The sequence below is a fragment of the Methylobacter sp. genome, from assembly GCF_004322395.1.
GTDB lineage: Bacteria > Pseudomonadota > Gammaproteobacteria > Methylococcales > Methylomonadaceae > Methylobacter_A.
Window position 1 is genome coordinate 44,744 of the sequence record NZ_SCTW01000110.1, and the last position, 13,833, is coordinate 58,576.

The 13,833-nt window shown below is 44.0% G+C and carries 14 protein-coding genes; 6 read left to right on the plus strand and 8 right to left on the minus strand.

Going from position 1 to position 13,833, the window contains the following annotated elements:
• The first annotated feature begins 395 nt into the window (after window positions 1–395).
• The 4 genes from EPO18_RS15155 to EPO18_RS15170 all read left to right on the plus strand — a co-directional run bounded on the left by EPO18_RS15155 (window position 396) and on the right by EPO18_RS15170 (window position 5,613).
• Window positions 396–584, plus strand: coding sequence for a hypothetical protein (locus EPO18_RS15155; protein ID WP_292434640.1), 189 nt, complete (start codon window positions 396–398; stop codon window positions 582–584).
• 461 nt (window positions 585–1,045) lie between these two features.
• On the plus strand, window positions 1,046–2,815 hold the full coding sequence (locus EPO18_RS15160) for an ArnT family glycosyltransferase (RefSeq protein ID WP_292434642.1): 1,770 nt from the start codon (window positions 1,046–1,048) through the stop codon (window positions 2,813–2,815).
• A gap of 1 nt (window position 2,816) precedes the next feature.
• Complete coding sequence (asnB, locus tag EPO18_RS15165) at window positions 2,817–4,688, plus strand: asparagine synthase (glutamine-hydrolyzing) (protein ID WP_292434644.1); 1,872 nt, start codon at window positions 2,817–2,819, stop codon at window positions 4,686–4,688.
• A gap of 181 nt (window positions 4,689–4,869) precedes the next feature.
• On the plus strand, window positions 4,870–5,613 hold the full coding sequence (locus EPO18_RS15170) for a hypothetical protein (RefSeq protein ID WP_292434646.1): 744 nt from the start codon (window positions 4,870–4,872) through the stop codon (window positions 5,611–5,613).
• Window positions 5,614–5,761: 148 nt separating this feature from the next.
• Here the strand turns inward: EPO18_RS15170 and EPO18_RS15175 are convergent, their stop codons facing one another.
• The 6 genes from EPO18_RS15175 to EPO18_RS15200 form a co-directional block, all read right to left on the minus strand.
• Complete coding sequence (locus EPO18_RS15175; protein WP_292434648.1) at window positions 5,762–7,012, minus strand: tyrosine-type recombinase/integrase; 1,251 nt, start codon at window positions 7,010–7,012, stop codon at window positions 5,762–5,764.
• Between the two features lie 1,193 nt (window positions 7,013–8,205).
• Window positions 8,206–8,886, minus strand: coding sequence for a 3'-5' exonuclease (locus EPO18_RS15180; RefSeq protein ID WP_292434650.1), 681 nt, complete (start codon window positions 8,884–8,886; stop codon window positions 8,206–8,208).
• Between the two features lie 287 nt (window positions 8,887–9,173).
• Entirely contained in the window at window positions 9,174–9,506 is a 333-nt protein-coding gene (locus tag EPO18_RS15185; protein WP_292434652.1) for a helix-turn-helix domain-containing protein, read from the minus strand.
• Window positions 9,507–9,515: 9 nt separating this feature from the next.
• Window positions 9,516–9,749: a type II toxin-antitoxin system RelE family toxin gene (locus tag EPO18_RS15190; RefSeq protein WP_292434654.1), complete on the minus strand. Its 234-nt coding sequence runs from the start codon at window positions 9,747–9,749 to the stop codon at window positions 9,516–9,518.
• A 174-nt stretch (window positions 9,750–9,923) separates the two neighbouring features.
• On the minus strand, window positions 9,924–10,691 hold the full coding sequence (locus EPO18_RS15195; RefSeq protein ID WP_292434656.1) for a hypothetical protein: 768 nt from the start codon (window positions 10,689–10,691) through the stop codon (window positions 9,924–9,926).
• A gap of 266 nt (window positions 10,692–10,957) precedes the next feature.
• Window positions 10,958–11,977, minus strand: a complete 1,020-nt coding sequence (locus tag EPO18_RS15200) for a hypothetical protein (protein ID WP_292434658.1) — start codon at window positions 11,975–11,977, stop codon at window positions 10,958–10,960.
• Between the two features lie 423 nt (window positions 11,978–12,400).
• Here EPO18_RS15200 and EPO18_RS20735 point away from each other — a divergent pair, with 423 nt between their 5' ends.
• Both EPO18_RS20735 and EPO18_RS15205 read left to right on the plus strand, forming a co-directional pair.
• Entirely contained in the window at window positions 12,401–12,571 is a 171-nt protein-coding gene (locus tag EPO18_RS20735) for a BrnT family toxin (protein ID WP_363331516.1), read from the plus strand.
• Complete coding sequence (locus EPO18_RS15205) at window positions 12,564–12,902, plus strand: BrnA antitoxin family protein (RefSeq protein WP_292434660.1); 339 nt, start codon at window positions 12,564–12,566, stop codon at window positions 12,900–12,902. Before EPO18_RS20735 ends, EPO18_RS15205 begins: the two co-directional genes overlap by 8 nt.
• 178 nt (window positions 12,903–13,080) lie before the next feature.
• Here EPO18_RS15205 and EPO18_RS15210 read toward each other — a convergent pair whose 3' ends face one another.
• Window positions 13,081–13,368 carry a hypothetical protein gene (locus tag EPO18_RS15210; RefSeq protein ID WP_292434662.1) on the minus strand — a complete coding sequence of 96 codons (288 nt, stop codon included), beginning with the start codon at window positions 13,366–13,368 and terminating at the stop codon, window positions 13,081–13,083.
• A gap of 6 nt (window positions 13,369–13,374) precedes the next feature.
• Window positions 13,375–13,641, minus strand: a complete 267-nt coding sequence (locus EPO18_RS15215) for a type II toxin-antitoxin system Phd/YefM family antitoxin (protein ID WP_292434664.1) — start codon at window positions 13,639–13,641, stop codon at window positions 13,375–13,377.
• Between the last annotated feature and the right edge of the window lie 192 nt (window positions 13,642–13,833).

A 13,833-nucleotide genomic window follows, 5' to 3' on the forward strand; every position in this document is an offset into this window, starting at 1 on the left:
ATGCAGAGCTAAATAATTCGCTCAGTCAGCTTTGCCGGATGATTCAACCACCGATTTTTATATATCAGTGCTGCTCAGCGTTTATAACTGAGCATCCAAACTCAATAATTTAAGTAAGCCAATTGTTTCATCGTAATCCCCCAAGACATCGGCAGCTTCTTCCAGTGAGGCTTTGCGACGATGTCTTGCGGCTTTAATCTGTGCACGATCTGACTTATGTTGACCTCCTTGATCTTTACAAGCTACTAAAAGTTTTAGATTTCCTATTGATCATGTTTCACGAATGAGCTTGAGTCTTATGCTGCTTTCGGACAATTGAGTAGTCATGCTGATTGATTATATTGATTTTTTACATAGAATCAGAAAAATCAACTAACTTTGAATAGGAGGTTAATATGAAACTGATCAATGAATCATTGCTGGAAATAACTATCGATTTTCTAAAAGAGGTTAGAGAAACTAACGGAATATGTCTTGTCGGATTAATAGAAGATCTTGAAAAGATAATGGAATCACCAAATTTTAGCGACGATAAACAGCCCCCTCTCCGCAGGCGTAGAATAACTGATGAGGTAGATAATTGATTATAATAGCTTTCATCCCCTACCCCTATTCTTCCCACCCAAAATTATCCGCATAGTTATATCAACATCGTATCACTGTTCAGCGAACAATAACGCTACGATAGGTATTCGTACATATCTCAAACCGCTAAATTAACACTTAAACTAGCGCTCATCAGTTATACTTACATAGAAGTAGCTTGGTCGTTAGAAACTCGAATTGATGCACGGCAATATTAACGGTTTATTCTTCAACAAAACCGACATTCCGCTCTGATAGCCCAATTACTTTGGGACTTGCTCTCAAACGGATATTGAATGGCTTATGCTAAAACGACGCAAGTAAGACCTTCCAGGTTTTTAAAACCTGTAAGGTCTGGCGTATAGCGGATTGCTATACAAAATCGAGTTAGAAATTAATATTTTTACCTGCTCCTACCTTTTACTTTTTTAAATTAAAAACCACTGGCAGAGCCTAAATAATGATGACACTTTCTTCCTCCCAAGTAAGCCGCGCAGTTGAAGGCAGAATATCTTCTATCAAGCCGAGTCTCCTGATTCCGGCTTTTTCATTCATTATCAGCGCCTATATGATATTCGGCCGTTTGGGAGACTGGCCATTAATGAGGCCGGATGAAGGACGCAACGCTGAAGTGGCAAGAGAAATGAGTCTATCTGACTCCTGGCTGGTGCCAACTTATAACGGCCTTGTCTATCTTGATAAACCGGCTTTTTACTTCAAAACAATCGCATTATCTTTTTCCCTGTTCGGGGAATCCGAAGGCGTCGCCCGGCTTTCTTCTGCTTTATTCGGATTTTCGCTACTTGTGGCAGTGTTCCTGTTTTGCCGAAAAATATACGACCAGCGTACTGCCATTCTCGCCATTCTAATCATAGCCACGACACCGCTTTATATAACATTTTCGCGGTTTGTCATTTTTGATATGTCCTTGGCCTTTTTCGTAAGCTCAACCATTTTCGCATGCTTTCTGGCCGAGGAAGGCGAAGCAACGCAACGGATGCATTGGTATATGGTTGCAGCCTTATCAGCTGGAATTGCCACACTGATTAAAGGTCCGGTGGGATTTATTATTCCCAGCCTCGTGATAATTATCTTTAACTGGCTTGAAGGTAGGCTGGGAGTTATGAGACATGCCTTTGCCCTGCGCAATTGGGTTATTTTCTTAGCCGTCGTGCTGCCGTGGTTCATCGGTTTATCGCTACTTCGCCCCGACTTTCCTTATTACGGCATTTTGAAGGAATCGGTTGCCCGTTTTACCACCACAGAATTCCACCGCACAGCGCCTTTTTATTACTACGCACCTATTATTCTAGGAACTTTTTTTGCCTGGAGTCTGCTGTTACCGGAATCGATAATTGCGGCCTGGAAAAAAAGGAAAAACTGGTCTCGCGCCGATCGCCTGTTTATTGTCTGGGCTATTTCGGTCGTGTTGTTTTTCTCGGTTTCACAATCGAAATTGCCCGGCTATATTCTCACTGCGGTGGTCGCCCTTGGAATCTTGACTGCACGTATTTTTGCTATGGCATTGGACAACAGTAGCGGACAAGCAGCTCGAACTGTCTGGCGCGGAACGATTCCATTATTTCTATTAAGTACCCTGGCGGTTCTATTCATCAGCATTATCGCCTTTAATCCTGAAATACTAAAAAGCAGGCTCAGGTTTAAACATGAGCTGTTTGATCTATTTATACCGACGTTTCTACCTATGGCGATATCGTTCGGTATCGTTGCACTTCTTTCAGCGTTCGCCTTCCTGACTCGTAATACGCGACTGATATTCGCTGCCTTTATAAGCTTTCCTTTACTTTTACTGAGCGTTAATTTTGATCTTATAGTCCTTTACGCACAGAGCCGGTCCTCGCGTAATTTGGCAGAACAAATCTCAAAAGATTTAACGCCTACTACTGAACTAGCCTGCTTGCAATGCCTGCCTAACGGACTGCCGTTCTATCTCAAACGCTTAGTGACTGTATTAAGCAACAACGGCAATGAACTAACCAGCAACTATATCGTTTTTACGCTAAATTCAGGAAAGCCTTGGCCAGAGGGTCTCGTACCGACAGCACAATGGCATAATTGGCTCGTCACCCGCACTCACCCGGTCTACCTGCTTGCCAAGAAGGGCCAACTGGCACAGCTTAAAGATATTGCATTGGAGCATAGCGCTGAAGTATTTGACCTTGATGCCGACTATTTTGCGGCCTTGCTGCCTGCTCCGGTTAAAAAATAATATGTGCGGCATTTGTGGTGTAGTTGTCCATCAGGGGATAACGGAAAAGGATTTCGTACAGCTACAGATTACCCGGATGGTTGATGCGTTAAAGCATCGAGGGCCGCATGATGCCGGGATTAGCGGCGACTCAACAGCGCTGTTCGGCATGACCCGGCTTGCTATCCGAAGCTTAACCGATGGAAAACAACCGATTGTAGACTCTGCCAGTGGCGTGATTATGACTTGCAATGGCGAAATTGATAATCACAATGAACTCCGCGAATGGTTGCTGGCCCGCGGAAGAACTGTTGAACAAAACACCGATGTGGCGGTCATTCCCGGCTTATACCTGGAACTCGGCGATGCGTTTGTGGAACGGCTTCGGGGCGCTTTTGCGATTGCGATCTGGGATCCTCGCAATAAAAAACTGCTTCTTATCCGCGATCGAGCCGGTGAACGCCCGCTTTTTTTCTCGATTAACGACGGTATCGTTGCGTTTTCCTCGTTGATATCGACCTTGGTAGTATCCGCCTCACGCTCTTTTAGCATCAGCACAGACGCTGTTCATAGCTATATGCAACGAGGATTTTTTACCGCGCCTGCGACGCCTTTCACTGACATTCAAAAAGTATCGCCCGGAGAAATGATAACGATAGATGCCACAGGCATTCAGCGTAAACGTTATTGGCGCTGGAACGTAAGACAGACGGCCAAGCAGAGCGGTTCTTTGGATGCGTTCGACAAAATTTTTCGGGAATCCGTACGTCGGCAAAGCGAAGTTGATGTCGATTTTGGCTTATTTTTAAGCGGCGGTGTTGATTCTTCTTTAATCACCGCCGTAGCGAGGTCCATTCGTCCGGCATCTGCGTTCAAAGCTTACAGTCTTCGCTTTAGCGAAGCCTCGTATGATGAAGGGCATTATGCCGAACAAGTTGCCAACAGCCTAAATGTTGAGCCCGTACCGGTTTGGGTGCATCCGGATGACTTTCCGCCAACTCTTGCCCAACTGATTCGGCAGGTCGGCGAACCTCTCGCAGATCCGGCATGGGTTCCTAACGCTCTTTTGGCTAAGCGCGCGGCGCAAGATGTGCGCGTCGCATTGGTTGGCGAAGGAGCGGATGAACTTTTCGGCGGTTACCCGACCTACTTTGGCGCAGGGATTGCCAACCAGTATGCCCGGTTTCCTTATTCCGTCCGATCACTGATACGACGAACCATAGAAAGCTGGCCGCCCAGCGATAAAAAAGTAACCCTCCCCTTTCTGCTTAAGCGCTTCATTCAGGGTGATGACTTAGACTTCATGGGGCGTCATATTATCTGGAACTCCTGCATCTCACCCGTCGTTTTAGCCCGCTTGGGTGTAACACCGCCATTGCTTACCAGACCCGGGAACTTACCGACAGCCATGCTGGATCGGCTTCAACAGCATGACCTGGAAACTTCGCTGGCGGAAGGATTGTTAACCAAAGCGGATCGAGCCGGCATGAAATCGGCTTTGGAACTACGTGCGCCTTTTCTAGATCAGCACGTCATGGAATTTGCCGCCTCTCTGCCGGAAAAACAACGCGTCCGTCGCTTACAAACCAAGGTCTTTTTAAAGCAGTATGCGTTGCGGTATTTACCTGCGGAGATAGTGCACCGCAAAAAGCGCGGGCTTTCCGTACCCTTGAACAGCTGGTTACGCGAGCCGCTTTACCACTGGGCCGAATCGAGATTAGCCTCGCCTCTGCTGGATCGCGTCGGCGTTAATCGTTACGTTGCCCAGGAACTATTGCAGGAACACAAACAACATAAGGCCGACCATAGCCGGTCCATCTGGACACTCATAGTGCTTAGCGAATGGCTGGAGTGGGTATCTGAAGAGTATTTATTGCCTTATGACCCACTCTAAAAGCATCTCGACCGGAACTTTTTTTTAGGAGCGGTCTCGTGGAAAATGGTTTAGTGGAAAGCAGCGTCTAAAATTTGCCAATTTCATATTTACAAAAGCTCGATAGGATACTGCCGATTATCGGCGAGGCTTAGTCACAACCTTGCAGGTGAATTTGAATCCTAATAAATGCAAGTCTAAAATGACTGCCACACAAGCCCAACAAAAGGTACATCCCTTACCTTTACGTCAAATTTTCATGACTACACAAAGAAGCTCTTTAATTGATAGCGCCGTTGCACTCGCGGTAATCACGGCATTTTTTTACGCTATAAGCACCGCTTACTATGATGGTTATTTCCAACCTCTCCTGCTCGATCCCAACGTTCTGGATCGTAACGTTCAACAATCTTTATATCGCGGCTTCGTAATTTCACTTGAGCCAGCGACTAAGGTATTGTTTATTTACACCATTGGCTGCATCCTTTACTCACATTTTCTACTACCACGTTTCAACGGTTGGATCCGTCATAGCCGCTGGAACAAACGACAATTTCTTAAACAAAAGCACTTCTATCTGGGTAAACGAAAAGATCCGAAAATCGAGAAATCCCAAAAAAAGCATACGCTTACAGCCTGTTTGTACTTTGGCGTTTTTCTGGCGCTAATTTTTTCCCTGATGTACTTTGAAAACAAAGGTAAAGAATTAGCCTTTGCCGACTTGAAAAAAATTGAAAGCAATGCCATTCAGCCATTGGATCTGATAACAGTGAAGATAGACGACAAGCCAAAGCAGCTTCTGTCCTTGATGTGCGGCGCCAGAAACTGCGCCGGTATCGATCCTAATACAAAAATCATTTACTACTTCCCACAGAACGGCCACTCGTATCAGTTCATCGAAACTCAGACAAAACTGATTTCGTCTTCCGCAGAAAAAGCTCCGTAATATGGATAAATTTAACAGACCAAGTAGGCCAATATACGAAGTGCCATAGCCCCGTAGGGCGCGGTTCGCGTAGCAAACCGCCACATTCGCACAACGCCAATTACAGCTTGTCGTCGTGTGGGGCGGATTGCCTAGCTGCGAATCCACCTTATAGCTTTAGATTCCAATCCAAGCCATTTTCGCAAGAATTTAAAAACTTCGCCCATAGTTCCAGCGCCTCTTTGCGCTCTTGGAAATAATCATAGCGATCATAAATACCAGCCATGTCCGGTATCTTGTTATTTAAGCACCTCTCAGCGACGAACCGATCAGCTCCAATGTGTTTTATAAGGTTGGTTTTCATAGTTGTTCTAAAATCATGTATCGTGAAATTCTCAATGTCTCCCATCAAAGGCACTAATAAATTCTTTATTGGCTTATTCAAGTAGCCTTCATCAACATGCGGCTTTTTGCCGGTTCGCCCGCCCATCGCCGGTATAAGGTACTCACTAGTACCGATCCTCTGCGCTGTTAGCTCGCCGATAATGTCCAGTGCCGGTCGTGATAATGGAATATCAATGGCCGACTCCATTTTATTGTCCAGCGACATTCGCCACACTGCCTTTTCAATATCAAAGTCTGCAATCTTTGCTGTTAGTAACTCGCTTTTTCTACATCCAAGCAACAATAACAACTTAGTGCAAAGGTAATGATGACGGGTAAATTTATCGCACTCACGCATGGTATGAAACAGGCGAGCAAGTTCATCATGGCTAAGGTAGCGTTTGCGCAATGACTCCTTACCGCCGGCATCGGAAGAATTAAAGGCTGCTGCCGGATTGTGCTTAATGATCCGGAGCTTTATTGCATAGTTAAATATCTGTTTGGCGTGGCTCAATATGTCATTGGCGGTTGTGGGGGCGCCGGCACCGGTAATCTTATTCAGCATAGCTGAAATGTGAGTAGGCTCAACGGATTTAATGCTTAGTTTTCCAATAGCGGGGATTAAATATTTATTCACTCTCAATCGTCTGGTATGGGCCGTTTTCAATTTCCCGTCAACATTTCTCAGAAAAAACTCATCAACCAAATCCGATACGGTCTGTGCGGATTGTTCGATAATCGCCTTTTCCGCTGCAGCGCGTTTAAGCTCGCGCTTGGTTTCGGCCGGATTGTGGCCTTTCAAGATTTCCGATCTATGTATGGCTGCGCTTTTTCGTGCATCAACTAAAGAAATGTCCGGGTATCTGCCAAGTATTAGCCGCTGCTCTATTTTGGCGATTTTGAATCTTAAAAACCAGATAGGCGATTTATCTGTTTCCCGATAACGGATATATAGGCCGCTACCGTCCGATTTTGCATCGAAACGGATGTTGTTTTTTATCCACATCCTAATTTGTTTGTCTTCTAACTTAGCCATGCTCAACATCTCCCTTAACCATGCTCTTTGGACTTAGGGTACACTCTAGGGTACACCTTATGCATGAGCTTATATGGAACAGCTTGAGCTTGCAAGTAATTAATGTTTAACTATTTTTTAGTCACTTAAAAACAACATAAAGAACGCCTACTGCCGTAATAAACATTAACCCTTGCTCTTATTAAGAGCATGGACTAGTATAAAACACCAATTAAATTCACCATTACACAGGAGCAGCCAACCTGCTATTTCAGCCAGATTTTTTCCGGCATGAAATCGCACCCTTATCAACAAATACTAATATACCGTTACACAATAAGATTAAATAAATGGCATTTTTTATGCCGCTAAATAAAACTTCTGAATAACTTATTTCAGAAATATAAACCTAATTTTGCTGGTTCAGTTTTATTAAAAATGGCTTTATTGGGATGTATGGAATGATAGGAAATTTAATATTCGCCCTAATAACAAAGATGTCGGCTAAGAACAAAATCAATTAAGTTGCCGACATGACTGACAATTGCGAGCTTACTTTTAATACATTCACCTCGAGGAAATCTCCATGAAAAGTATAGGATGGATATTTAATAGCATTGTTCACCTCACCTTAATGGCAGTGCTACTGTTTGACCGGAAGACATATTTACACTGTATTGACCTTGACGATTAATTCGCAAGAGATCGTATAGTTCGTGAGTTTTTAATAAATGGAGCTGTACCAGTCTTTGATTTTTTTGATGGCTGGTGCAGCCGGACTGAGTTTTAAAGATTAATTCGACTTACCACCCATTACCATTAGCTCGTCGACGCTTGCAAGCGCTCTAGCTAAAAAGCCGGGGCTTTTCCTATCCTAAGGGGAAAACATCAGATTCATGGAGGGCTAACGGTCATTTTTATCGGCATACACATTATCAACAAGTTTCTTAAACCAGATAGGTCGAAAAATCACTATAAATAGTCCTATCGTACCGGTGACGGGAAGTATAGGTATCAACGAGAAGATAATAAGAACCAGGGCACATTTGATTCTGGCACCGATGGAGGACGCTATCATTTCTCTCTCCCATATCTGTTTTATTGAAATGCTAAAAGAATGTTTATCAATTGCCCAATATAGCCCTGTTTCATTAAATCGCAGACATAAAAAAGCTCGTGAAATAAGCATGAAGAACACATACGGGCAACACTGATTACAGTCTATCATCATGCGGTGGATTGCCTGACGCTGAATCAGCCTTACCGCTTTGGACCGAGGGCAGCACGTGGGGCGCAATTCTAACGAGCTCATGGTATACGCAAAGGCTGGCATAGGCATCATTTGCTGCGTAGAGCAATTGACGGTCGGACAGTGTTTTGGCGGCCCAATTGGAGGTAGTTAGCTTCTTAGACTTTTGTAAGTACTGACCAAGCACAACCGCTACCGCCGCTTGCACTCCAACTTGCTGTTTATAGCCTAAACGGCGTACCGCTACGGATAGTTCTATGGTCGGATGAAGCATAGCGCCCAATTTGTTGTAGAGCGGGCCGCGGTCTGACTTGAGCCCAACCCCTACCTTTACAATTTTATCCGACCGGATAATCCCGCTGAGAAGTTCATTGCCCAGCGAATAATCAAGTGTAAACAGAAACGCATACTGCTGGGTGGCGATTTGGACAAGATGGGGGCCTGTTTTCGGTTGATTGACAACGAAGTTTGGCTTGCTCTCTGTATCGAATCCGACGTGGCTAACTTTGGAGATTTCATCGTGCGCAAAAAACAAGTCGTCTGCTGTACGCACTAAACAAATTTTTTGTAGCGGCAATCCTTCAAACTTTGGCAGTTCGCGAATGGCTTCTTTTGTTGGCCTTTCCAAGAATTGACGGGTATTCATATCAGTGTAATGCTTGAGTTTTGTAGTTCCGTAGGACGGTTTCACGTAGCAAACCGCCACATTCGCACAACGCCGATGACAGCCTGTCGTCATGTGGTGTATTGCCTCGCGGCGCATCCACCTTACAGCTTTCGACGGTTATCGCCTGCCGGGACTTGAAGCGTGGGTTTGTGGGGGTGAGATGGGAGAAGCGGAGTTTGAGGGGGCAGTGGGGCGACTGGAGAAATAAAGGCTTTGTTGTGTGGGTTACGCTGCCGATAACCCAACCTCCAGCAAAGCCGTTCATCTCAATACGCCAACTGTTCCAGCGTAATACCCAAGGCATCGGCGGCTTTTTGCAGCGTGGCTTTGCGTGGACGCTTGGCGGCCTCAATCTGCGCATAACCTGCTTGGCTAATACCCATGCGCTCCGCCATGTCGGTTTGAGTCAGCATCAAGTATTCACGCCAAGCTTGCAGCATACTGACCCCATCCATGATGCGCTTACCAACGACAGCGTTCGGAATCGTGCCGGGGCGAACAACGCCAGACAGTTTTACGAAATCGGCATAGGGCAGCACCACAAACGCCGGTTTGCCGTCGTCGCCTAGAATGGTTTGATAATTAGTAAGTACGCTCATCGCGTTTTTTCACCTCTTCAATGTCAATAATACGTACGTCGCCCCGTCGAACTCGAAAAACACCCGAAAATCACCCACCCGCAGGCGGTAACTGTAGGCATGGTTAGTCAGCTTTTTAACGCCCTGGCAATTCGGGAAATCAGCCAATACCTGCGCTTCGGTGTAAATCCGCTGACGCATAGCGATTTCCTTGATCTTTTCAAGCTGCTTAAGGGCTTTGGGTTTCCAGCTGATCGTGTTCATAAGTCAAATTATAAGTATTTTATAAGACTTGTCAAAGATAAGAGGGGAAGGATTTAAGTTGTAGTCCCGTAGGGAGGTTTCGCGTAGCAAACCGCCGCATACGCACAACGCGGATGACAGCCTGTCGCAGTGTGGTGGATTGCTAAGCGAATCCACCTTACAGCTTTCCAACAGTCAATTGGATACGCTTGTTGACTGTATTTTCTGTTCAAGATATGAGTATCGATTCAGTTCAGAAATGAAGAAACGCGACAATACAGCTAAGGACGAGAACTTCAACAAAATAGGAACAGCCACATAAGTAACGATAAACATAATCGGTAAAACAATCAAAAAATACCCAAATATTATGAAGAATAGCGAAAACAAAAAATAGCTTTGAACTACATCCCACGGAACATCTTGCATCACTTGATATATACTGTATTGGCTTTCAGGCTTTATCACAGTTAAAATAGCTATTAAGCTAATCAAATAAATTATTAAGCTAAGAATCCTACTTTTAGATTCAGGGTCGTATAAAAACTTTGAAAAGTGATAGCCAATATTATCAAGAACAAAATTTCCATTCTTATTGTTAGTTTCAACAATTTCTTTAAATATCTTCATAGTTTCAAACAAAGAAGGGGCAACATGATACGTCAGCTCATGAAGATATAAGGCTTTGTGGTCTGAAACTTTCTTGCTCTCTAAATGCGAGTAAAAACTTAAATGACGAATTAAATTTTGGTCATATTCTTTTTTAGCCTGAGCCCAGAGAAAAACACATACAGAAATCGGTAACAACATGATATTTTCGGCATGTAGCTCAAAATCTAAATAGAGAGAAATAAGTAAAAATGGGGTAGAAAAAATCAAAAATATTCCCCCCTTGATTCCAAAAAACCTAATGCCCACCGTGTTCTGATAGTATTGAATTGATAATCTACGAAGTTCTTCCATTTACTTTAATATAGGATAATTTTTAGCGGTTAATAGTTTGCAGCTAATCTAATATACACAACATCAAATGTCTTATAGAAAGACAAAATTGTTATATTTCCTTAGAGCCCATCCAGTTAATTGTTTTAATTGATCTGAGCCAGTAGCCTGGATGGAGCTTGCGGAATCCAGGGTTTTAGAACTCGGCTCATAATATGCGCCTCAGATCGGAGCCGCAAAGTGTTGGGCTTCGTACCTCAGCCGAACCTACAGCACTGCTTCAATAACTACTTACTATCATCAGGAAGAGCCTGCGTATTATTAGCTAAACTCGGATAGTCCACCCCTAGCTTGAAAGTTGGAATCACCGCGCCAAGCGTCGAACCATTCGCGACATTCTTAACGCCAACTATGTTGGCGGTTGTAATCACCTCACCTTTTACCCTTCCAACTACGTTCAACAATATCGGCTTTTCCGTTGTAAATGCTTTCATAATGGAATCCATCTCATTAATGCCCAAATGGCCTTTCAAAAGCTCAGTTGGAATTGATTTACCGTCGGACATGCGAATAATTTCAATCCTGTAACTGTCGGACTTAATTTTCAAAGACGAAATTAAATATTCATCGTCAATGCGTTTCAGCTCGGTAGGCTGACGGTCTTGCTTGGTAATGGCTTCGATATGGGCTTTGCTCAGTGTCGTATTGTTTAGTTTCACTTTATCAGCATCCGGCACTGCTTTAAGAATATTGGTGAGATTCGCCGCCGTTTCATTTTGAATTTCCAGCAGCTTGGGTTGCTGTTGCATCAATTGCATCGTGATTGCATGGCGATTATTCTCGGCTTCAGATTCCTTCTTAAATTCGAGATAAGAATCAAATTTTGAACTTGCCGTATAAAGCACAGCGCTGCCCAATACAATTGCCACAACTTGCCTGCCAGTCATCTTATCCATTGCATTTTTACCTAACTCAGTAAAGAAGCCGCTTAAATCAGCGAATATATCAGAACTGCCCTTTTCTATCTCAAGCGCCGCCCTTTCTTCCGTAGTTAACGATTTGGCTGTCTTTCCGTAAATAACCTCAGCATAAACCCGATTTAAGTGACCTTGAAAATCGACCAAAGATCGCATTAATGAAGAAGGCAAAGTCGAATCATAACGCTGACCCTTGATATTAATGGCTAATATAGGCCAATTTTCAAACTTTAGTTCAATAACCTCATTATCATAAACTCCCTCTAATGCTTGAGAAATAAACTCCCACGCGTTTTCCTCCGATTTAATTTCCATTGCTTGGGTTGTCATATTAATACCTTATTGATTTATTATTTTTGCCTTGATTGCATAACTGTTTTTTATGCGAGCGGCCGAGATTCTTACAAACAAATTCAGCCGCTTTAGTTCCGTAGGGTGGTTTCGCGCCAGCAAACCGCCCCACTCGCGCAACGTCGATTATAACCTGTCGTCGTGTGGTGGATTGCCTAGCGGCGAATCAACCTTACAGCTTTAATATATCAAAACCGATTGAGAGCATATCCCTACAAATCACAAAAATGGTGGACAATAAAAAAAACGCCAAGCCCTACGGCTCTAATGATCTAAAGCAGTCTATCGGTTGAAAATGCATATTTTCATATGTAAAGTGTAACTATGGACTTCACCTGCAACCCGATTAAAAACGAAACTAATATCCGTGAACGCGGGCTACCGCTGTTGACGGCAAGGTTGATGTTTAACAGAGGAATGCTGGTACGAGAAGACACCCGCAAAACATACTCTGAGCGGCGTTTTATCGGCTATAACACAATAGACGGGCGATTAATCGTAGTGGTATTTTGTACGCCCTCCGATAACTGTATCCACATTATTTCTTTTAGAAAGGCGAATCGACGTGAGTAAACGAAATTTGAAAACCAAGCCCTCTAATATAGACTGGGCGGCGGTGGATGCCGCGCCCTTGGCTGATGTGCCGGATGAAGACAGCCCGGAATTAACTTCTGCGGAATTCTCCGAACTGCGGCCATTGGCCGAGGTATTGCCAGAGCTGAATTTAGGCAAACAGCGTATTACTATTATGTTGGATGAAGCAGTGGTTCAGGCATACAAGGCCAAAGCAGGTGGGCGCGGATACCAGACGCTCATTAATGACACATTGCGCCGGGCATTGGAGGTTGATAGCGTAAAAGAGGCGTTGAGAGAGGTGATACGGGAAGAGTTGCATCGGGCTTGATTGCTGCCAAATACCCTCCCCTCATTGCCGCTTACCCTTAGTCACGAGATGTTTTACTTAAGCTTGTCTGACGAAGTTCAATAATTTTGCTGACGATTTGCTTGAACAAGGTGGGCGGTAAAAATCCATAGTCGTAAGTTCCAGCTTTTCCTGATATTGGCCGTAAATCATATCCTGGTCATAAAAATTCATTAAAATCATCAAGAATGATCCACAACCGTTCACCATCCAGCCCAAGATGCTTTTTTACCTTAGGCGGAATTTCAATGGCGACAGCCGGATCAACAGGAGGGATGTGCGTGATAGGCGCAACGGTAACTGTTCGGCTATCGTTGTCATTTTTGACTACCAAAATAATGGCACAGGGTCTGTTTTTTAAACCTTCGTTTTTTCCTGCTTTGTATTCATTCCGCCATAAATATGAATAGGAAATAACAAGCCCAAATTCCGGTTCCGGTAGCGCCATTTTGGGTTAATCATCCATCAAGTCATTCAGATGATCGTGTGCTGAGTCCATTTGTGCTGTAGCAATTGCATTAACAGTTTGCTCCGGCAGTTCGCTAAGATGGTATGCGTGCCGTGATTGGGCTTTGAGTGATAAATATTCTTTAAAATCATGTTCGGAAACGAAATAGCCGCTGGTTCGTCCATGACTTGTAATCGCTATGGCTTCCCGTTGAACCTGCTCTTTGTATTGGCCGAAATTTTTGACAAATTTCGTTGCTGGAACTTCTTGCATGACGCACCTCAACTGCACAAAATACGCATATTACGGAAAATACGTAATATGTCAATGATTCACGAAAACCGAAACACGGTGCATTATGCCTGCATGGATAGCAGTCATTTCTCTGTATTCTCCTCATCCCTGTAAGAAGTGCAGGAGATACAAAAATATTCATAGATTTTGCTGCGTTTCTTTAGACAATAA